This window comes from Sphingomonas sp. KR3-1 (genome assembly GCF_040049295.1).
Taxonomy (GTDB): Bacteria; Pseudomonadota; Alphaproteobacteria; order Sphingomonadales; family Sphingomonadaceae; genus Sphingomonas.
This window is the reverse complement of the sequence record NZ_JBDZDQ010000002.1, coordinates 44,960-66,905: the sequence shown is the minus strand read 5'-3', so window position 1 is coordinate 66,905 and position 21,946 is coordinate 44,960. Positions and strand designations below refer to the sequence as shown.

Below are 21,946 nucleotides of genomic sequence, written 5' to 3'. Positions count from 1 at the left end.
CCGGCAATGTTCACGCTCGCCAGCCGCTATGCCACCCAGCCGGTGCTCGCCGCCGACCGCGGCGACGGGCAGGTGGTGCGCTACGTCCTGCCGCGGATGCTGCCCGATCCCGGCGACCAGATCGTCGCGACGCGCCACCGCGCGATCGATGGCGAGCGGATCGACCTGCTCGCCTGGCGCAACCTCGCCAGCCCCACCGCCTGGTGGATGATCGCCGATGCCAACCGCGTCACCCACCCCGCCGCGCTGCCGGGCAAGGCAGGCGACGTGACGATCATCCCGGTGCCGGGCCTGGGCAAGGTGGCGGGATGAGCCTGCTCGGCAACATGCTGGGGGTTCGGATGAACCTGCTGATCGGGCCCAGCCCGGTCGCGCTGCCGGCGCCTGCCGATGTGCTGAACGCGATCGTCGAGCTCGAGATCAAGCTGTCGGACAGCGAGGATTCCGGGCTGCGGCTGGTGATCAACGCCGCCCGATCGGGGCCGCTCGACTTCCTCATGTCCCCCTTCATCGCCCATCCGCAGCTGCAGAAGGGCGCGCGGGTGATCGTGACGATGGTGTTCGACATCACGCCCTATGTCATCTTCGACGGCATCGTCACCACCCGCGATATCGCGCCGGGCAGCGAGCCGCGCTCGGGCACGCTGACCCTGCTCGCCCGCGACCTGAGCTGGGAGCTCGACAAGGAAGTCAGGCAGACCGAGCACCCGGCGATGGACGAGACGATGATCGCGATGCTGATCGCCGCCTCCTATCCGCAGTTCGGGATGATCCCGATGGTGCTGCCGCCGCTGTTCGTCGATCCGCCGATCCCGATCGACCGGGTGCCGCAGCAGAACGCCTCCGACTGGGGCTATCTCCAGCAGATGGCGCAGCGCCACGGCTACGAGACCTATATCGATGCCGGCCCGGTGCCGGGGGTGAACACGCTCTATTGGGGCCCGCCGAACAGGCCCGGCGTCCCGCAGCGGACGATAACGGTCGACATGGGGCCCGCGAGCGACGCGTTCAACGTCACTGCGTCGGAGAGCGACACCGGGCTGACCACGGTGGAGACCAGCGTGGTGGACCGCTTCACCGGGCAGGAAATGCCCGTGATCGCGCTGGTCGGAAGCAATCCGCCGCTCGGCGCGGTGCCGGAGACCGTCGCGCGGTTCGGGCAGACGCGCAAGGTGCCGATCACCACCACCGGGCTCAACGCCGCCCAGGCGATGGGGCGCGCCCAGGCGGAGGTCGATCGCGGCGCGCGCGATGCCTTCACCGTGTCCGGCACGCTCAACTCGACGGCCTACAACGCCGCGCTCAAGGCGCGCGACATGGTCTTCCTGCGCGGCACCGGGCTGATGCAGGACGGGCTCTACACCGTGTCGGAGGTGCGCCACCGCATCAAGCCCGGCGGCTATGAGCAGGGCTTCAAGCTGCGCCGCGGCGAGCGCGGGCCGATGACCCCGCTGGTGATGCCATGACCAGCCCGACCTTCTACGGCAAGTATCGCGGCATCGTGCAGAACCCCGCCGATCCGCAGGGGCTGGGCCGCATCCAGGTCAGCGTCCCCTCGGTGCTCGGCGACGGCACGCTCGCCTGGGCGATGCCCTGCCTGCCGGGCGCCGGAAGCGGCGTCGGCTTCTACGCCATCCCCCCGAAGGACGGGAAGGTCTGGGTCGAGTTCGAGGCCGGCGACCCCGACTATCCGATCTGGTCGGGCGGCTTCTGGGACCTGGGCGACACCCCGGCCCCGCCGGGGCCGACCGGCTTCCTGACCAAGGCCTGGAAGGGCGACAATTTCAGCCTCGAGATCATGGACATCCCCGGCGCGCCGACGCTGAAGCTCGAGCTGACCACCGCCACCGGCGCCGCGAAGATCGAGGCCGGGCCCGACGGGATGACGCTCACCCACGGCGCCAGCAGCGTGAAGCTGGCGCTGGACGGTGTGTCGATCAACGGCACCAATTTGAAGGTGCTGCCATGACCGCGCCGATCGTCACCATCGCCTCGGTCGCGCAGTGCCCGCATGCGATCCCCGGCACGCTGATCTCGTCCGCCACCAAGGTGCTGGTGATGGGCGCGCCGGCGCTGGTGATGGGCGACAAGGGCACGGTCGCCGGCTGCCCCTTCCAGCTGCCGGCGGGGCCGACCCCGTCGCCCTGCGTGACGCTGATGCTCACCGGCGCCTCGCCCAAGGTGATGGTCGAGAACAAGCCGGTGCTGACGATGAACCCGTCCGACATGGGCCAGGCCGCGACGCAGGCGCCGCAGGGCCCCGTCATCTGGGCCAGCGTGCAGATGAAGGTGATCGCATGACCAATTTCGGCTTCCCCTATCGCATCGCCCCCGGCGGCGTCACCGCGGGTGCCGAGCGCGAGGACCATGTCCGCGAGCTGATCGCGCAATTGCTGTTCACCCGCCGCGGCGAGCGCGTGAACCGCCCCGAATTCGGCGGCGGCGTGGGCGAGCTGATCTTCTCCGAGAATGCGCCCGAAGTCGCGGCGGCGGCGCAGCACATGGTGATGGCGGCGCTGCAACAATTCCTCTCCGACATCATCGAGGTGCGCGGCGTCGAGACGCAGGCGCAGGACAGCCGGCTGGCGATCGCGGTGCGCTACCGCCTGCTCGACGAGACGCAGGAACAGACCGTCATCGTGGAGCAGCCGTTTTGACCGGGGCTCTGCAATATTGCGGCACCGAACGGCGCCGACAGCGGGTCGCCGAGGCAGCGATCGACACCGGCGGCGGCGTGCTGCTCAACGGCATCGACTATGTCGAGGTGATCGACCGCGACGCGCCGACGCCGGCCCTGCGCCAGCGCCTGCTGACGCTCGCCTTCCTGCGCGACGACGGCGTGCTGTCGGGCACCACGCCGCTGCTCGGCCCCGACAATTTCCGGATCGAGGGCGGCACCCGCGTCACCGGGATCCGCGTGACCGGCGTCGCCGCCGGCCCGGTTCCGCACAGTCTGCAGCTGACGGTCGATGCGGCGGGGGACTATTCACCCTATCGGCTGATCATCCGGCTGGGCGTGGTCAACGATACCGTCCCGCCCTTTCTCGATCCGATGCTGGCCGCGCTCGAGTTCAGCTTCAAGGCGGAATGCCCCTCGCCGTTCGACTGCGCCGACCCGGACGCGCCGCCGGCGCCGCGCGATTTCGGCCCGCCGATCGACTATCTCGCCAAGGACTATGACAGCTTCCGCCAGCTGATGCTCGATCGCATGGCGGTCAGCCTGCCGGGCTGGACCGAGCGCAGCCCGGCGGATCTCGGCATCACGCTGGTCGAGGCGCTGGCCTTCGCGGCCGACCAGACCAGCTGGTTCCAGGACGCCGTGGGGACCGAGGCGTTCTTCGGCCGCGCGCGGCTGCGCCAGTCGATCGTGCGGCACGCGCGGCTGCTCGGCTATGCGACGTCGGAAGGGTGCAACGCCCGCGTCGCAGTCGCGGTCGCCGCGGCGCTCAACGTCGAGCGGGCGCCGGCGCAACCGCCGATCCTCCCCGCCGGCGCGCGGCTACTCACCCGCCCGCCACGCATGGCGGGCATGCCAAAAGTCGTCCAGCCGCACGATCCGGTGGTGTTCGAGGATTTCGTCGGCGCCGGCGCGATCGTGTTCGAGACGCTGCACGAGCTCCGCTCGCTGCGCGTGGCGCGCAACCAGATGCGCCTGCACGATTGGGGGGACGCAGCCTGCTGCCTGCCGGCGGGATCGACGACTGCCTTCCTGATCGGCACCGTCGCCAATCTCGGGCTGGCGCGCGGGGACCTCGTCCTGTTCGAGGAGCGCATCCCGTTCGGCGGCACCGCGCTCGAGCCGCCCGATCCGGCGCATCGCCAGCTCGTGCGGATCGCGCTCGATCCGGCCGACCTCGACGATCCGGTGATGGGCGTGTCGCTGGTGCGGATCGACTGGTATCCCGACGACGCGCTCGCCTTCCCGCTGAACCTTGCGCGCGACGGGATCGTCGACGGATCGGTCGCGATCGGCAACATCGTGCTCGCCGACGAGGGCCGGACGGTCGACTACCGGTCCTGGCCACTTCAGCAGCTCGAAGACGATATCGCGGTGGGCGGCAAGGAGCCCAGCGCCCCGGTGCCCGTCCGTACCGGACTGTTGCCCGATGACGGCCCGGGCGTGCTGCTGCGCTGCCGACTGGCGGTCGACCAGATCGTCCACGCCCCGGCCTATGATGCGGCGGCGGCGCGCGGGCAATCGGCCCGCGCCGCGCTGGCGCCGCTGGGTCAGCCGCTCGCCGCGGTGACGCTGGAGGGCGGCGGCGACACCTGGCGGCCGGTGCCCGACCTGCTCGCATCGGACCCGTTCGCCGCCGAATTCTGCGTCGAGGCGACCGACATCGCGCATTATGCGCGCTTCGGGGACGGCTCGGCCGGGCGCATGCCGACCGACATCACCGACATGCGGGCGCGGATCCGCCAGGGCGGCGGGCGGCGCGGCAATGTCGCCGCTGGCACGATCGCGCATGTCGTGACCGCGGACGGGGCGATGATCGCGGGGCTGCGCAACCCGCTGCCCGCATCGGGCGGCCGTGACCGCGAGCCGGCGGCGGCGATCCGCGTCGCGGCGCCCCAGGCCTTCCGCCAGCAGCGCCGCGCCGTCACTCCGGCCGACTATGTTGCCGCCGCCCAGGCCTATGGCGACGTCCAGCGCGCCTATGGCGAGCGCCGCTGGACGGGCAGCTGGAGCACGATCTTCCTGGCGATCGATCGTCGCGGCGGCGGCGCGGTCGACGATGCGTTCGAGACCGGCCTGCGCGGGCATCTGGCAAGCTACCGGCTCGCCGGCCACGACCTGGAAGTGGTGCCGCCACGCTATGTGCCGCTCGACATCCAGCTCTTCGTCTGCGTCTGCCCCGATCATTATGCCGGCGATGTCGAGCGCGATCTGCTCGACCTGTTCTCGTCGCACACCACGCGCGACGGGCGGCCGGGCTTCTTCAACCCCGACAATTTCAGCTTCGGCGACAACGTCATGCTCTCGCCGATCGTCGCGCGCGCGATGCAGGTGACCGGGGTGCAATGGCTCGGCGTGCGCGACGGCGCGGGCGTGCTGCGCGGGCGCTTCGGCCGGCTCGACCAGCCCAATGTCGACTATTCCGACAACGCCGAGATCCCGATCGCGCCGAACGAGGTCGCGCGGCTCGATAACAGCCCGACCTATCCCGATCATGGCCGGATCGCCTTCATCATGGGCGGAGGACGCTGATGCCGCACAAGCCCCCCGCCGATGTCTGCGGCGCGCGCGACGATGCGGCCAAGCGGCCCGACAACCGGCCTGGCCTGCCGCAGCTCGCCTATCGCATCGGCACCTATCCCGAGTTCTTCGGCAGGCTCCAATGGCAGCTGCCGCTCCAGAAGGTCACCGACGCCGAGACGGGCGACACGCTCTATCCGCTCGCCGCGTTGCGCGCCCGCGCGCTCGAGGATCCGACGATCGCGCTGCTCGACGGGTTCGCGGCGACGCTCGACGTGCTCAGCTTCTACAGCGAGCGCGTCGCCAACGAAGGCTATGTCGGCACCGCGACGCAGCGGCGCTCGCTCGTCGAGCTGGCGCGCACCATCGGCTACGAGCCCGCGCCGGGCGTCGCGGCGTCGGTCGCGCTGTCGTTCACCGTCGAGGCATCCGACGATCCCTATCGCGCGGTCGACGTGCCGGCCGGCGTGCAGGCGATGTCGGTGCCGACGCGCAAGGGCGAGCTGCCCCAGGTCTTCGAGACGATCGCCCCGATCGTCGCGCGGGCCGAGTGGAACGCGATGCCGGCGCGCACGCTCTACGACCAGCCGCTCGCGCTGTTCCACAACGCCGCGAGCGATGCGGACGCCGACAATGGCCGGATCTTCCTGTTCGACCTCGACAACAGCTTCGCCGACGCAGTGCTCGCCGATCCCCACCTGGTGACCTTCACCGCGACAAGCGCGCTGGCGAACTATCTCCCGCTCGATACCGAGACCGACCTCGCCGCCGCGCTCGAGCAGCGGATCGCCGATCACGCGCTCAATCCCGAGGTCGAGCCGCTGCTGCGCGCGGTGCCCGTCGACGAGATCTACCTGGCCGGCACCGGGCTCGGGCTGCGCCCCGGCCAGCGCATCGTCAGCGTCGGGGTGCGGATCGGCTCCGACGGCGCGCGCCACGTCGCCGCGTCGACCTTGCGGGTGATCCGCGCCGAGGACGACCGCGCGTTCGGCGTCACCCGGCTGGTCGCGACCCGCGGCGGCGGCACGCCCGACGCGGTGCGCGGGCCGCCCGCGCGCCGGCTGCCGCGGCTCAAGCGCCTGCCCATGCCGACGATCCGGCTGGCGTTCGACAGCCCGACGATCAACTCCTTCGTCCGCCAGACCGTGTGGAGCGGCCCTGCCCTCACCGCGCTGGTGCGCAGCCAGGCCTGGCCGCGCGAGAAGCTGATGCACCTGATCCGCCGGCCGCGCACGGTCGACGCGCCCGAGACCTCGGCGGCGCAGCCTGGGCTCTACATCCTGCGCGAGGATTGCGGCTTCCTTGGCAGCAGCGCGCCGGCGCACGCGACGCTGGGGGCCGATTTCAAGGCCAAGTACGGCGTCGACTGGGACGCGAACGAGGGCGTGACGATCTGGGAGAGCAGCCAGAAGGCCGCGCTGCCGGCCAGCGTCCACGCCTTTCTCGAGCGCGAGGTCAAGGAGATCGTGCCCGACAGCTGGGCGGCGATCGAGACCGCCGAGGGCGAGGCAATGGTGTTCCGCGTCGCCGGCGCCGCAACCCAGTCGCGCGCCGACTTCGCGCTGACCGGCAAGGCCACGGGACTGGCATTCCGCAAGCCCGATGGCAGCGCGCTGACGGTCCCGGACGATAGCGTCACGTCGCCGCTCCACGATTTCCGCTTCCGCTCCGCGCATATCTTCGCCGCGAGCGTGCCGCTGCCGCTGGCGGGGACGCCGATCCGCGAGGATCTGGCAGCGGGCGCCGATGCGATCGACCTGGAATCGCTCTATCTCGACCTGGTCGACGGCCAGACCATCTCGGTCGCCGGGGATCGCAGCGATGCCGACGGGCTTGCCGCGAGCGAGACGCTGACGGTGAGCGACGTCGTCCATATCGGCGGCTTCACCCGGCTGATGCTGCTGAGCGGCCCCGAGCACAGCTATCGCCGCGCCAGCGTGAAGGTGAACGCCAACATGGCGCCGGCGACGCATGGCGAGGCCTATGAGGAGCAGCTCGGCTCGGGCGACGCCGCGCAGATCTTCCAGCGCTTCAAGCTGACCAAGCGCCCGCTCACCTATGTCAGCGCGCAGAGCGGGACCGGGCGCGCGACGACGCTGGCGATCCGCGTCGACGGGCTGCTGTGGCACGAAGTCCCGACGCTCTACCAAGCCGGCCCGCACGATCGCGTCTACATGGTGCGCGGCGAGGATGACGGCAGCTGCTGGGTCCAGTTCGGCGACGGCATCCGCGGCAGCCGCCTGCCCACCGGCCAGCTCAACGTCACCGCCGCCTATCGCGCCGGGATCGGCATCGCCGGCGAAGTGGCCGAGGGCGCGATCATCCAGCTTAAGACGCGCCCGCTCGGCATCCGCTCGACGGTCAATCCCAGCCGCGCGAGCGGCAGCGCCGAGCCCGAGAGCCTGGTCGATATCCGCACCAATGCGCCCCGCGACGTGAAGACGCTCGGCCGCATCGTCTCGCTGATCGACTATCGCGACTTCGCCGCCAACTTCGCCGGGGTCGGCAAGGCGCAGGCGGCGGCGCTGTGGTCGGGCGAGCACCGGCTGGTGCTGCTCAGCATCACCGGCACCAGCGACACCATCCTGCCGCCCTCGGCCCCGGTGATCGCCAACCTCCAGGCCGCCGCCGATGCCGTGCGCGACCGTGGCAGCCGGCTTGCCGTGCGCGCCGCCAGCCGGCGCTTCTTCAGCCTGGCGGCGCGGCTGTTCCACGATCCCGACTATCGCGCCAAGGATGTCGAGCTCGCCGCGCGCGCCGCATTGCTCGCCGCCTTCGGCTTCGCGGCGCGGTCGATCGGCCAGCCGGTCAGCGCCGCCGAAGTGATCGCCGCGCTGCAGGCGGTGCCCGGCGTCGTCGGCGTCGATCTCGACCAGCTCGCGCTGCTCGACGGCAGCGGCGCGCCCTCGGGCGCGACGGTGGCGACCGTGCTCCCCGCCCTGCCCGCCGCGCTCGCCCCGCCCGGCGCGCCCGACGAATTCGCCCCCGCCGAGCTGCTCACTTTGTTCGATGCCGGCATCACGCTCACGGTGGAGGTCGCGCATGCATAACCGCCCCGACGTCTCGCTGCTCGCGCTGCTGCCGCAATATCTGCGCACCCGCGATGCCACCGAAGGCCATGCGCTCGAGGCGCTGATGGGCGTGCTCGCCGGCGAGCTCGGCATCGTCGAGCGCGACCTCGACCAGCTTTACGACAATTGGTTCATCGAGAGCTGCGAGCCCTGGGTGATCCCCTATATCGGCGCGCTGATCGGGGCGCGGCCGATGCGGCCGTTCGGCGGCAACGAAGTCGGCCTGCGCAGCTATATCGCCAACACGCTCGGCTATCGCCAGGCCAAGGGCACGGCGGCGGCGCTCGAGCAGATCGCGCGCGACGTGACCGGCTGGCCGGTGGTCGCGGTCGAGTTCTTCCAGCAGCTCGCCTGGACGCAGAACGTCAACCATGTCCGCCCCGGCGCGGTGGGCACGGTGTCGATCCGCGATGCCGAGGCGGCCCGGCTCGCGGGCAGCGCCTTCGGCGCCGGCGGCTTCTCCCCCGGCTCCGGGGCCGCCGGCGGCACGCAGGGGCGCTACGCCATTCCCAATGTCGGCCTGTTCGTCTGGCGGCTCGACGCCCAGCCGCTCGGCTATGTGCTGAGCGAGCCGGCAGGCTATCTCGGCGGACTGATGCCGCGCGTCTCCGCGATCGGGCCGGGGTTCCGCACCTTCGATCCGCTCGGCGCCGACCGCGCGCTGTTCAACCGCCCCAAGGCCGACCGCTCGATCGCCGGCCGGGTCGACATGCGGATGGTCCCGGCACCGCTCGACCGCCGGCTGCTCCACCGCGACCTCAACCGGCTGCGCGACGGCACGCCCGGCGGCGGCCAGTGGTTCGACGATACGCCGGTGGTGCGGCTGCGCCTCGGCGGCGCGGAGGTCCCGCCCGAGCGGCTCCACAGCTGCAACCTCGAGACGCGCGACAACGGCTCGGGCAGCCCGACCTGGCGGCGGCCCGAAAATCCCGGGCACATCCTGTTCGACCCCGAGCTCGGCCGGCTCGCGCTCCACGCCAGCGACGAGGGCAAGGCCGTCGAGGCGAGCTGCGCGTTCGCGGCGCCCTTCGCGATCGGCGGCGGCCCCTATGACCGCAGCGCCAGCTTCGCCGCCTGGCGCGAGCAGTTCTTCGTCGACAACGCGCCGCCGCCCTGGATCATCGGTGTCTCGGCGCGCGCCGAGGAACAGACCGACAATCTCGACCAGGGCGGCATCGTCGTCGCCTCGCTCGCCGCCGCGATCGAGCGGTGGCAGCAACAGGCGATCGCCGGCACGCGCGGGATCATCCTGCTGCTCGACAATGCCAGCTATGCCGAGGACCTGTCCGCCGCCAACCATGTCGTCCGCATCCCGGCCGGCGCGCGGCTGGCGATCGCCGCGGCCGACTGGCCCCGGGTCAAGCTGCCCGGCGGCGTCATCCGCCGCGACCTCGCCGGGCTCGCGCCGCTCTATCGCCGCCCGCACATCCAGGCCGATATCCGCGTGCGCGGCGTGCCGCCCGCCGCGGGCGAGGAGCTCGGCGAGCTGGTCCTCGACGGACTGCTGGTCGAGGGCGAAGTGCAGGTCGTGGCGGGGACGCTCGGCGCGCTGTCGCTGCGCCACTGCACGATCGGCGCCGCCGCCACCGGGCTCGCGAAGGGCGTGCGCGTCACCTCGCAAAACGGCGAGCTCGCGGTCGAGATCGATCATTGCATCATCGGCCCCGTCGCGCTCGACAAGGCCGGCGGCGGGCTGACGATCGCCGACTCGATCGTCGGCGAGGACCGCACGCTCGAAGCCGATCCGGACAAGCTCGCGGTCGTCATCGATGCGCTGTCGGCGGACGCCGAGATCGCGCGCAGCACGATCTTCGGGCGCGCGCGGATCCGCTCGATCGAGGCGGAGAACAGCCTGTTCATGGGCACGGCCCGCGCCGGGCAGCGCCAGCAGGGCTGCGTGCGCTTCTGCTACGCGCCGCTCACCTCGCGCGTGCCGCGCCGCTATCGCTGCCAGCCCGATCGCGCGCTGGCCGCTGCCGACCAGATCCCCGGCGTAATCCTCTCCGATGCCGAGCGCACCCGCATCGCGCGCTCGCTCGCGCCGATTTTCACCGCCAGCGCCTATCCCGCCAGCGCCTTTGGCCAGCTCGCGCTTTCGGGCCCGCCGCAGATCGCCTCGGGCGGCTTCGGCGGCGCGGAAATGGGCGCCGGCTTCGCGTCGGGCGAGCCGTTCCGCCGCGCCAATCTGAGCGACATGCTCGACGAATTCCTGCCGTTCGGCCTCACCGCCGCCCCGCTGTTCCAGACCTGAGGACCAAGACGATGACCGGCGACTTCACCCGCGACACGTTCCGCCCCGATCAGGGGTTCAGCGCCGTCCGCATGCAGCAGGGGCGGCTGTTCTCCGACGCCGACTGGAACGAGCAGGGCGACATCCAGCGCACCGCGCTGCGCACCACCGCGCGCTCGGTGATCGGCGCGAGCGGCTTTCCCGAGGACGCGCCCGGTTTCGCGATCCTCGCCGGCGCGGGCGGCCAGGCGCTGCTGATCGGCGGCGGCCAGGCCTATCTCGACGGGATCGGCGTAGCCAACACGGCGCCCACCCGGCTGGCGCTGACCCGGCAATCGGGCTCGGGCGCCGCCACGCGGTGGCGGGTCGACAGCGGCACGCGCGTTGCGGCCGGCGACTATGTCGTGCTGGTCGGCAGCGGAGCGAACGACGCGGTGCGCGTCGCAACGCTGCTCGCCGATGTGAACGGCCTCCAGACCTTCCAGGCCGCCGCATCGCTGTCGCCCAACAGCGCGGTCGCGGCCGATCTCTATCGCAGTGCCGAGAGCCAGCCCTTCCTGCGCGAATCGGCGCTGCCGGCCACCGCCGGCACCTATCTCGCCTATCTCGACGTCTGGGAGCGCGGCGTCGGCGCGGCGGACGACCGGCTGCTGCGCGAGACCGCGCTCGGCGGGCCGGACACGGCGATCCGCGACCAGATCGTCTGGCAGCTCCGCTTCGCCAAGACCAGCGACCTGGTCGCTGCCGGCGCGGTCGCCGCGCCCGTCTCGTGCGCCAGCTTCGTCCCCGGCTGGTCGCCCTTCGGCCCCGGCGCCTCGGGCCGGATGGCCGCGCGGGCACGCGCCGCCGCGGCGGTCGCCGATCCCTGCGCGCTGCCCGCGACCGGCGGCTATCGCAGCCTCGAGAATCATCTCTACCGCGTCGAGATCCACAATGGCGGCGCGGCGTCCGGCACCTGGAAATGGTCGCGCGACAACGCCATCCGCGAAGCGCGCTATGCTGCGATCGACAATGGCGCCCTGCTGGTCGACAGCCTGGGCCCCGACGATCCGACCGCGCTGAAGCGCGACGATTGGGTCGAGATCCTCGACGAGGCCCGGCTGCTCGCCGGCAAGCCCGGCTTCTTCGCCCGCCTGTCCGACATCAATGGCCTGCGCGTCAGCCTGGGCGAGGTCCGCCATCCCGATACGCTGGCGCCGCTGACCAGCGGCACCTCCCCCGATCTCAGCGCGCTTCCCCAGACCGGCGGCATCATCCGCCGCTGGGAAGGCGGCCTGCCCGCCGCGATCGCGCCGAACGCCTGGGTGGCGATCGAGCAGGGAATCGAAGTCGAGTTCGCCGCCGGGCGCTTCGCCACCGGCGACTTCTGGCAGATCCCGGCGCGCTCGCTCGCCGCGGCGATCGAGTGGCCGGCCGATCCGGCAACGGGCGCGGAGGCGTTGCTGCCCCCGCGCGGCATCACGCATCACTATGCCGCGCTCGCCCTGGTCACGCGCGCTGGAACGGGCATCTGGACGGTCGACAGCGACTGCCGGAACATCTTCCCGCCGCTCACCGCGCTGCGCAGCTTCCTCTATCTGGGCGGCGACGGGCAGGAGGCGATGCCCGATCCGCTCGCCCCGGCGACGCGCATCGCGCTCCCCTCCCCGCTTCGTGTCGGGGTGATCCGCGGCAAGACGCCGCTCGCCGGGCTGAACATCGACTTCGAGATCCTCGACGGCGACGGTCGGCTCGGCCCGGTCGCCGACGGTCTCAAGAAGCGCACCGTGCAGACCGGCAGCGACGGTATCGCGACGCTCGCCTGGTCGCTCGATGCGGCGCTGCCGGTGCAGCGGGTGCGGGCGCGCCTGCTCGATGCGGCGGGCAACCCGACGCATCTGCCGATCGTCTTCACCGCCACGCTCAGCACCGCCGCCGAAGTGTCGTTCGATCCGGCGGCCACGCCCAATCTCTCCGGCGCGAACACGGTGCAGAAGGCGATCGAGAAGCTCGCCGGGCTGCAGCGGGTCGGCTGCTCGACCTATGTCATCACCGAGGGCAGCGACTGGGTCGCGATCCTGGCTGCGATCAAGGATGGCGAGGACGCGAGCATCTGCTTCCAGCGCGGGCTCTATCAGACCGGCGCGCGGGTCGAGCTCAAGAACAAGGGCAATCTGACGATCCACGGCGCCGGCGAGGGCACGCGGATCGTCGCCAACCGCGCCGAATGCGCGCTCCATTTCGAAGGTTGCGCGAGCGTGACGCTGCGCGACCTCGACGTGTCGGCGCCCGACGGCTCGGGCGCGATCGAGCATATCGATTTCCGCCAGGGCGCGGTGACGATCGTCGATTGCCCGGACGTCGAGGTGTCGGGCCTGTCGGTGCGCACCGGCGGCGGCGCGGTGACCGAGCGCACCGCGCTCACCATCCGCGGCTCGGCCAGGAAGCCGCTCGATTCGGTGCATGTCGTCAACAACCGCCTGGCGGTCGGGCTGGCGCAGGACGGCATCCTGATCACCGACGCGGTCAACACGATCGTCGCCGACAACGAGCTGGCGGTGGTGCCCGGCAAGGCCGGCGTCCGGCCCGACCGGCTGTTCGAGACGCCGCTGTGGCGCAAGCGGATCGGCGACATGCTCGTGATCGCCCCCAAGGCGGTGGCGACCGCCGGCGGCGCGCAGCGCTTCTACCGCGACGGCGAGATCGAGGTCAGCTTCGAATCGCCGATCCCGCAGCCCGAATGGGACCCGATCTTCGCCGCCAACCCGCCCAGTGCCGCCGAGCAGAAGTCGCCGACCGGCATGCAGGCCTATCTCAAGCGCGTCACCGACCTGATCATCGCCAAGCCCGAGCTCGCGCCGACCTATGCGCGATCGATGCACACGCTGGGCGGCCGGCTCGGCGAGGGGCGGATGGCGGGGATCGAGGACGGCATCAAGCGCACCCTGGTCCTCACCACCGAACCCTCGGGCCGCGTCAACCGCGAAGCGCCGCAGACCGGGCGCGACGTCACCATCCGCTACCGCTCGCTCGCGGTCGAGTTCACCTCGCCGATCACCCAGGTCGACTGGGGCAAGGCGATGAAGCTGGTGCAGCCCAAGGAGATCGAGGACGAGGCCGCGCTGATCGCCTATCTGCGCACGCTGGCCGGCCGCATCGCCAGCGACGCGCGCTTCCGCGAGACGCTGCCGAGCGCGGTGACCTGGTACAACCGCTATATCGGCGCGATGCCGACGCATGCGCGCCAGGCGATCACCTGTGGCGGCAGCGTGCTGACCACGGTGCAGATCCGCGGCAACAAGGCCTATGGCTTCGTGCGCGGCGTGCATGTCGGCACCAGCACGCACCGCGACAAGCCGCAGCCGGGCACGCGCGACACCACCAAGCCGCTGCGCGCGGGCACGGTGAGCATCGCCGACAACCATGTCTCGCTGATCAAGCCGGGGCAGGACACCTATGTCCCGATGGCGCTGTTCGTCGGCAATGCCGACACGATCCGCGTCCAGCGCAACCTGCTCGACTGGGCGGTGCCGCCGTACAAGCCGGGGGAGGACCTGTACAATCACGGCATCCGCATCTGGGGGGATATCGGCACATTCCTGCTGGTTTCCGAGAACCGCGTCGGCCCCGTCGCCCGGGTGGGAATCTGCGTGCGCCCACAGCCGGCGATCTCGGAAAACGCGGTCAGCGGCTATCTGTGGCTCGCCGCCGACAATCTGGTCGAGGGCGTTTCGCCCGATCGCGTCGTCCACCACCCAGGTTTCATGCGCCTGCGCGACAATTGGCCCCAGCTATAGGACGAATCCACTTGCATTCTTCCGAAGAAATGCGAAAGTTGCGACGGCCTCGATTGATAATGATGGTATTGGTCTTGGGGTTCGAGTCCCTTTTGAGGTCATGGGGCGAGGCGGCATCCGGCTCGCCCCTACTCATATCTGCCTTCCAGCATCTATCTTGATTTGGCCGCAAGCCTGGCCGGTCAGCCGCGCTGGCTGCGCATCGCCCGTGCCAGCGGACCGTCCCCCAGCGCCGCGACGATCTCCGCGAAGGACGTGTCGCTCTCGTCCTGCCCAAGCTTGAAGCGCGCGCTCGACGCTGTCACCACGGCGCGGAACGCGACGACCTGCTCGACCAGCCCCGCATAGCGCGCGCCCATCCGCTCCACCGTCCAGCGATCCCCCTCCAGCGCCTCGGCCAGCGCGCGGATCGCCGCGTCCTCGGCGCCCGGCTGCAATTCGATGTCCACCTCGAACTGGGCGAGGCGATAGTTCCAGGTCGGCCCCCAATCGGGCTTGGAGACCATCGACGGCGAGATATAGCCGTGCGGGCCGAAGAAGCTGACCTGCGCGCGCGGCGTCGCCTCGGCGCGGGCCAGATGCGGGTTGGCGCGGGCGAAATGGCCGATCAGCGCCCGCACCTCGCCCGCCTCGTCCAGCTCGGCGAGCAGCGGCAGCGGCGTGGTGATGAAGCCCTGCGCGTCATGCGTGGTGACCAGGCCGAGCACGTCCTCGCGGATCATCTCGGCGACGTCGCCCGGGCGGCGCGGTGCGAAGCGGCGCATTTCCTGCTGCCTCAGCCGCCCAGCCTGCCATAGACCGGCTTGCCGCGGAACAGCGTGACCAGCACCTTGGTCGCGTGGATCTGGCGAACCGGGATCTTGAACAGGTCCTGGTCGAGCACGATCAGGTCGGCGCTCTTGCCCGGCGCGATCGATCCGGTCTCCGTGTCGAGATGGTTCACATAGGCGACGTTGAGCGTGTAGGCGCGCAGCGCCTGTTCCAGCGTCACCGCCTCATTGGGCTCGAGCGGCGGCAGCTTGCCCTCCGGCGCGACGCGGGTGAGCGCGACTTCGATGCCCTCGAACGGATTGGCCGAGGCGACCGACCAGTCGGCGCCATAGGCCAGGCGGCCGCCGGCGCGCAGCACGCTGCCCGCGGGATAGATATAGGTCGAGCGCACCGGCCCGATCTGCACCTTGGTGAGGCCCATATAGGCCTCGTTGCAGGCCCAGAGCGGCTGGAAGATCGCCGTGACGCCGAGCGCGGCGAAGCGCGGCTGGTCGGCAGGGTCGATCACGTTCATGTGCGACATCATCGGCCGCGTGTCGCTCATGCCATCCTTGCCCCGCGCCGCCGCGACCGCATCGAGCGCCTCGCGCACCGCGGCATCGCCGATCGTGTGGAAATGCGACTGCATGCCGCGGCCGTCGAGCGCGGTCACCGCCTGGGCGAGCGTGGCGAGCGGGATCTGGGTGGCGCCCTTCTCGCTGGTCCCCTCATAGGGCGCGAGCATCGCCGCGGTCCGCTGCGGGATCACGCCGTCGATGAAGAATTTCACGCCGTTCGCAGTGAGCCCGATCTCCTTCGCCCGTGCCGAGAGCTTCAGGATGTCGGCCATCTGCTCCATCCCGCGCTCGTTGTTCCAGCGCAGGTCCATCGCGGTGTGCATGGTCAGCGCGCCGCGCGCCTTGACCGCCTTGTAGGCCTCGATCGCGCGGCTGGTGCCGCCCTTGTCCCACTCGACCGCGGCGTCGTGCCACGAGGTGATGCCCATCGAGTTGAAGAACTTGACGGTATAGCTGATCGCGCCCTGCAGGTCGGCGTCGCTCGGCGGCGGCACCAGCTTGTCGACCAGCGCCATCGCCGATTCCTCGAGCCCGCCGACCGGCTCGCCGGTCTTCGGATCGCGGTCGATCGTCCCGTTCTTGGGATCGGGCGTGTCCTTGGTGATCCCGGCGAGCTCGAGCGCCTTGGAGTTCACCCAGAGCGTGTGCCCGTCGGCCTCGAAGATCAGCGGGCGATCCTTCGAAATCTCGTCGAGCAGCTGCTTGTTGGGAATGCCGTTGGGCGGGAACAGCGTCTGGTTGAAGCCCGAGCCGAAGATCGTCCCGGTGCCCGGCGCCTTCGCGACGCAGTCGGCGATGATCCGGCGATAGTCGTCCAGCGTCTTGCCGGCGTGGAGCGCGCAGCGGGCATGGCTCATGCCGCCGAAGATCGGATGGGCATGCGCATCGCCGAAGGCGGGCATCAGCAGCCGGCCGTGCAGGTCGACCACCTGCGTCTTTGCGCCCTTGCGGCGGGCGATTTCGGCGGCGGTGCCGACGGCGAGGATGCGCCCATCCTTGATCGCCACGGCCTCGGCCCAGGGCTTGCCCTGCTCGACCGTGTAGACCCGGCCGTTGGTGAGGATCAGGTCGGCCGCTTGCGGCGCCGGCAGCGGCGGCAGCGGCGGCGCGCTGTTGGCGGTGGCGGCGAGCAGCAACCCGGCGGTCGCGAGGCGGAGGGACCGGAAGGCGGGCATGGGCATATCCTGTGAAAGCATGGAACTGGGGGCCGGAGGAAACTGCTCCGGCCCCGGAGGGATCAGAAGCGGAAGCGCGCCGAGGCGAGGACGGTACGGTCCTTGCCGAGGTAGCAATAGCCCTCGCTCGCCGCCGCGCTGTAGTTGCAGTTGGTGTAGACCCGCTGGTTGAACAGGTTGCTGGCGTTGATCGACAGGTTCCAGCCCTTGTAGTTCAGCTCGGCCATCGCATCGACCAGCGTCACCGGATCGATGAAATAGGTCTGCGAGGTGTCGATCTTGTCGCCCTGGTAGCGCACGCCCAGGCCGACCTTGCCGTCGACGTCGCTGCCCAGCTCGAAGTTCTTCGCGCCCCAGATCGATGCCTGGTGCTCGGGCATGTTGCTCACCCGGTCGCCGACGATCGAGGGCACCGGATTCTCGAGGAACTTCGCCTTGGTATAGCTGTACGACGCGGTCAGCTCGAACTTGCGCGGCAGCCGCCACGTCGCCTCGACCTCGACGCCCTGCGAGCCCACCGTGCTGTTCTGCAGGAAGTTCTGGATGTTGGCGGGATCGGAGATCAGGTAGTTCTGCTCCTTCACGTCGAACCCGGCGACGGTGATCAGCGCGTTGCGGGTCGGCGCGAACTTGATGCCCGCCTCATATTGCCGCCCCTTGCGCGGCACGAAGGGCACCCCGGCGAAGCTGGTGCCGAACACCGGCAGGAACGATTCCGAATAGTTGAAATAGGGCGACACGCCCTTGGTCACGTCGACGATGATGCCGCCGCGGAAGGTCCAGGCGGTGTTGTCGGGCTGGTCGACGCCGTCGACGGTCGAGGTGACCTTGTCGTGGCGCAGGCCGAACACCAGCGAGACGCGGTCCCAGCCGCGGATCTGGTCCTGCGCGTAGAAGCCGAGCTGGGTGTTCTTGGTCACCTTGTTCGGGCCCCAGGGCGCGGTGGCGAAGGCCTGGCCATAGACCGGCGCATAGAGGTTGATCGTCGGCGCGGCGCCGAAGCCCTCGCTCTTGTCTTCCTTGAAGTTGGTATAGTCCGCGCCGAGCAGGATCTGGTGCTCGAACGGGCCGGTGTCGAACTTGAAGGTCAGGTTGTTGTCGGTGTTGAAATTGTCGTAGTTCGCGCGGTTGAAATACCAGTAGCGCGACGGCATCCGCGGCCCGCGGCCATCGGCATAGGCCACGCCGGCATCGACGTAGAAATAGTCCGCATAGACTTCCTGATAGTCGATCTTCTGGTGGAAATAGCGGTTGCGGCTGCTGAAGGTGATGTTGTCGCCGAAATGCTGGGTCAGCAGCGCGGTGCCCGAATAATAGTCGCTGCGGCTGTGGTTGAAGTCCGGCTCGCCCAGGTAGAAGTCGAACGGGATCGCCACATTGGCATTGGCCGCATCGACGGTCTTGGACGTCGGCAGATAGGTCTGCGTGCCCAGCCGGTCCTTCTGGTAGAGGCCGATCAGCGTGATCTCGGTGCTCGAGCTCGGCTTGAAGGTGACCGCGGGCATGATGAGGATGCGGTCGTCATCCTGCGAGGGCTGCTGGAGATGCCCGTCGCGCGCCAGGCCGACCAGGCGCGCCGAGACCCCGTCGGTCAGCCCGCCGGTCACGTCGAAGCGGAATTCCTTGCGCGCATCGGTGCCGAGCGTGACGCCCACTTCGCCGGCGAACTGTTCCTGCGGGCGCTTGCTGACCGCGTTGAGGATGCCGCCCGCGCCGCCGCCGCCGTACAGCGTCGAGGACGGGCCGCGCATCAGCTCGGCGCGCTCGACCGTGTAGATGTCCAGCCGCGCGCCATAGACGAAGCTCGGCATGCGGTTGAGGCCGTCGAGATACTGGTTCACGTCGAAGCCGCGCGCCGAGAGGAAGTCGCCGCGTGCGTCGACGCCGTTCAGCTCGGTGGCGACGCCGGCGCTGTAGCGCACCACGTCCTGGAAATTGGTCGCCGCGCGGTCCTGGAATTCTTCCGACGTGATCACGCTGATCGACTGCGGGATCTCGGTCAGCGGCGTATCCGTCTTGGTGCCGGCGATTGCCCGCGTGCCGGTGACGACGATCGTCTCGTCCGATTTCGCCGGCGCCGGCGCGTCGCTGTCCTGCGCCATCGCGGCGCCCGACCAGCCGATCACCGCGCAGGCCGAGAGCAGCGCCAGCCGCGCCTGCTTTACCAATTTCCCTGAGAATTCGCCCGAAGATTCGTGTGTCATGGCCGCCCACCCTTTGCTATTGCGCCGGCCCTGGATGTCGCCTCCCTTGACGACTGCCGGCTGTTTTTCAGCAAGGGCATTGAACAGGCAGTGTCGCGAAACCGTCACGCGCTTTTCAGGGTAAATGCGAGTGCAAGACGGGTAAGGCTTTTACCCATTTCGGGGATATCTCCCCTCAGAAGGCGACCGAGCGGGCGTCGCCGGCTTCGATCAGACCGCGCTCGTGCGACACGCGCACCGCGTCGCGCCGCTTGTTGACGCCGATCTTCCGGAACACCGCCTTCAGCCGGTATTTCACCGTGTCGGGCGACATGCCGATCAGCCGGGCGATCTCCTTGTTCGAATACCCCTGGCTCAAGTGGCGCAGGATCGCGGCCTCGGCATCGTTGAGCGCATCGGGCGGCGCCGCCGGCGCCCGGAAGCTGCCGAGCGCCCGCGACAGGTTCTTGAGGAACTGGGCGCGGAACCGGTCCGGCGATCCGGCCAGCGCGTCCTCGAGCGAGGCCTGGACGAAGGCGCGGCCGCTCAGGAACGGGCGGACGATCCCCTGGAACATCGCCGTGCCCACCGCCTCGTCGAAACAGGCCTGCGCCTTGCCCGGCTCGCCGATCGCGCGATAGCCGTGCGCCTTCAGCAGGTTGAGATCGATCAGCAGCCGGCCCGCGCCGTGCTGGCGCGCCCAGCGGGCCATCGCGCTCAGCTCGTCGAGCGCGGTGTGGTGCGCGCCGGAGAACAGCGCCAGCCGGACCCGGCACAGCGCCGCGGCGACCGCCACCGGGCGGTACAGCGGCGATTCCTCGGCCATCGCGTCGGCCAGCGCGTCGAGCCCGATCGCGCCGGCAAAGGCGCGCGCCTCGCCCAGCGCGGCTTCGTCGCGCAGCAGCAGCTCGAGCTCGCACAGCTCGGCGAGCAGTTCGAGCTGGCGCAGGCGGCGGCGCTGGGCGACGTTGCGTGCCCGCGCGAGCAGCGCCCGCGCCGCGTCGATCGCGCCTTCGTCCATCAGCGCGTGCGCCGCGGTGAAATAGGCGACGGCGTAGACGTCGACCCAGCCGTCCGACTGTTCCATGTGCGGCAAGGCCCATTCGAGCAGCGCGTTCGCCTCTGCCGTGCGGTCCTGCTCGTAGAGCAGCTCCGCCTCGAACGCGGCGCAATTGGCGGCGAGGTCGGAGCGCGGCCCGAAATGCGTGTCGATCTCCGCATGCGCCAGGGCGAGCACGGTCACTGCGTCCTTGAGGCGCCCCTGCCCTTCGCGGATGCGCGCTTCGTGGAAGCGGGTGAACAGCTCGCTGTAGAGCGATCCCATCGCCTGGTAGTGGCCGCGGGCCGCCAGCGTCGGCTCCATCGCGCGCTCGAGCCAGCCGCCCTCGTAATATTTGGCGCCGAGCGACTCGCTGACATTGGCGAGCACGAGGTGGTCGTCCGCCGGCAGCGTGCGCAGCAGCGCTTCGCGGGCGAGCAGGTCCTCGAGTGTGAGCGGTTCGTTCTCATATTCGCCCAGAATGTCGCCGACAACGCGGATTTCGGTCCATAAATCCGCCGAAGTCTCTTCCTCCTCCGAGCGCGCCACGAGCCGGTCATAACCAAGCCGAGCCGCATCCATCCGCCCGCATTTGATGTCGAGATAGAGCTTGGCGAGCACCAGCGCGGGGCTCGCGTCGATCTCCGCCGCGCTGAGCTTGGCAAGGCCGCGCTCGACCAGCCCGAGCTGGCCTTGCGGGATCAGCCGCCAGCCGCCCGCATCTTCGAGCACGCCCGAGAGCAGCGCGCTGTCTTCCGCCTCGATCGCGTGGCTGATCGCCTCGGCGGTATCCCCGCGCGCATCGAACCATAGCGCCAGCCGCTGGTGCAGCGCGCGATACTGGCCAATGTCGCGCCGGGCGAGCCGTTCGCGCAGATATTCGGCGAAGAGCTGGTGGTAGCGATAGGCATCGCGCTCGGGCGAGAGCGGGGTGAGCAGCACGCCCTGCTGCTCCAGCCGCTCGAGCAGCAGCCCGCCATCCTGCCGCTCGCAGATCAGGTTGAGCGCCTCGCCCGTCACCCGGCCGAGCAACGCGGTGCGCAGCACCACTTCCTGGACGTCCTCCGGCAGCGACATCAGCACCTGCTCGGAGAGATAGCCCGCCAGTTCGGGGCCCGATCCCCCTGCCCCGCCGACAAAGCTGCGCCGATCGACGCCGCGCCGCAGCGAGAACAGGGTGAGCTGGAGCGCGATCGGCCAGCCTTCGGTGCGCTCGATCAGGCTGCGGACATCGTCCGCGCCGAGCGGCAGCCCGTCGGCGCGGGCGAGCATCTCCTCTGCCTCGGGGCTGGAGAATTTCAGGTCCTCGGCGGAGAGCTCGAGCAGCTGGCCCTCGGCGGCGAGCATCGCCTGGCCAAGCCGCGGATAATCGCGCGAGGCGATGATGAAGTGGCAGTTGCGCGGTGCGAGCCGGATCAGCGACTGGAGGAAATCGAGCACTTCCGGGCTCTCGGCGCAGTGGAGATCGTCGAGGATCAGCACCGCCTGGCGCGGATCGCGAGCCAGGCGGTTGATGATCGCAGAGAGCGCGGCGCGGGCGGGCATGCCGGCGGAAACGGGCTCGCCCTCCTCCTCGCCTTCGCCGCTGATCGCATAGGAGATATATTGGGCGAGGCGCTTGGCGTCGGCGTCGTCGCGCTCGAGCGTGAGCCAGGCGACGAGCAGGTCCGCCTCGGCGAAGCGGCGGCGCCACTGGGCGAGCAGGCTGGTCTTGCCATATCCGGCCGGCGCATGGATCAGCGTGAGCCGCCGCCCGAGCGCGCCGTCCAGCCGATCGAGCAGCGCGTCGCGGCGGATCTGGTTGCCCATCCACAGCGGCGGCGCGACCTTGGTCGGGATCAGTTCGTCGATCGCGGCTACTCCGTCCATGCTGAGTCGCTAGACCGAAGACGGTACAAGAAGATGGCGGAAACGGGAGCGGCTTACCCGTTCGGACGCCCAGATTAC

The 21,946-nt window shown here is 70.2% G+C and carries 13 protein-coding genes; 9 read left to right on the top strand and 4 right to left on the bottom strand.

The genetic code is table 11. The annotated features are described in order from the left end of the window. Positions 1–6 precede the first annotated feature (6 nt). From ABLE38_RS12415 to ABLE38_RS12375, 9 genes are read left to right on the top strand one after another with little or no spacing between them, the layout of a single operon-like run. Positions 7–312 carry a hypothetical protein gene (locus ABLE38_RS12415; protein ID WP_348974539.1) on the top strand — a complete coding sequence of 102 codons (306 nt, stop codon included), beginning with the start codon at positions 7–9 and terminating at the stop codon, positions 310–312. Beyond that, a complete protein-coding gene (locus ABLE38_RS12410) occupies positions 309–1,466 on the top strand; it encodes a hypothetical protein (protein WP_348974538.1) in 1,158 nt (385 codons plus the stop codon). Before ABLE38_RS12415 ends, ABLE38_RS12410 begins: the two co-directional genes overlap by 4 nt. Further along, positions 1,463–1,969, top strand: a complete 507-nt coding sequence (locus ABLE38_RS12405) for a phage baseplate assembly protein V (protein WP_348974537.1) — start codon at positions 1,463–1,465, stop codon at positions 1,967–1,969. Before ABLE38_RS12410 ends, ABLE38_RS12405 begins: the two co-directional genes overlap by 4 nt. After that, positions 1,966–2,301, top strand: a complete 336-nt coding sequence (locus ABLE38_RS12400; protein WP_348974536.1) for a hypothetical protein — start codon at positions 1,966–1,968, stop codon at positions 2,299–2,301. The genes ABLE38_RS12405 and ABLE38_RS12400 overlap by 4 nt, the downstream gene beginning before the upstream one ends. Further along, positions 2,298–2,657: a GPW/gp25 family protein gene (locus ABLE38_RS12395; protein WP_348974535.1), complete on the top strand. Its 360-nt coding sequence runs from the start codon at positions 2,298–2,300 to the stop codon at positions 2,655–2,657. Before ABLE38_RS12400 ends, ABLE38_RS12395 begins: the two co-directional genes overlap by 4 nt. Next, entirely contained in the window at positions 2,654–5,209 is a 2,556-nt protein-coding gene (locus ABLE38_RS12390) for a putative baseplate assembly protein (protein ID WP_348974534.1), read from the top strand. The genes ABLE38_RS12395 and ABLE38_RS12390 overlap by 4 nt, the downstream gene beginning before the upstream one ends. Continuing rightward, positions 5,209–8,247 carry a putative baseplate assembly protein gene (locus ABLE38_RS12385; protein WP_348974533.1) on the top strand — a complete coding sequence of 1,013 codons (3,039 nt, stop codon included), beginning with the start codon at positions 5,209–5,211 and terminating at the stop codon, positions 8,245–8,247. The genes ABLE38_RS12390 and ABLE38_RS12385 overlap by 1 nt, the downstream gene beginning before the upstream one ends. Continuing rightward, positions 8,240–10,519 (top strand): hypothetical protein, encoded by a 2,280-nt coding sequence (locus ABLE38_RS12380; RefSeq protein WP_348974532.1) that lies wholly within the window; start codon positions 8,240–8,242, stop codon positions 10,517–10,519. The genes ABLE38_RS12385 and ABLE38_RS12380 overlap by 8 nt, the downstream gene beginning before the upstream one ends. 11 nt (positions 10,520–10,530) lie before the next feature. Then, positions 10,531–14,274, top strand: coding sequence for a DUF6519 domain-containing protein (locus ABLE38_RS12375; RefSeq protein ID WP_348974531.1), 3,744 nt, complete (start codon positions 10,531–10,533; stop codon positions 14,272–14,274). Positions 14,275–14,456: 182 nt separating this feature from the next. Here the strand turns inward: ABLE38_RS12375 and ABLE38_RS12370 are convergent, their stop codons facing one another. The 4 genes from ABLE38_RS12370 to ABLE38_RS12355 form a co-directional block, all read right to left on the bottom strand. Beyond that, positions 14,457–15,038: an FMN-binding negative transcriptional regulator gene (locus ABLE38_RS12370; protein WP_348974530.1), complete on the bottom strand. Its 582-nt coding sequence runs from the start codon at positions 15,036–15,038 to the stop codon at positions 14,457–14,459. Between the two features lie 11 nt (positions 15,039–15,049). Further along, positions 15,050–16,777 (bottom strand): amidohydrolase, encoded by a 1,728-nt coding sequence (locus ABLE38_RS12365; protein WP_348974529.1) that lies wholly within the window; start codon positions 16,775–16,777, stop codon positions 15,050–15,052. A gap of 62 nt (positions 16,778–16,839) precedes the next feature. Continuing rightward, positions 16,840–18,981 (bottom strand): TonB-dependent siderophore receptor, encoded by a 2,142-nt coding sequence (locus ABLE38_RS12360; RefSeq protein WP_348974528.1) that lies wholly within the window; start codon positions 18,979–18,981, stop codon positions 16,840–16,842. Between the two features lie 175 nt (positions 18,982–19,156). After that, positions 19,157–21,868, bottom strand: a complete 2,712-nt coding sequence (locus ABLE38_RS12355) for a LuxR C-terminal-related transcriptional regulator (protein WP_348974527.1) — start codon at positions 21,866–21,868, stop codon at positions 19,157–19,159. Positions 21,869–21,946: the final 78 nt, after the last annotated feature.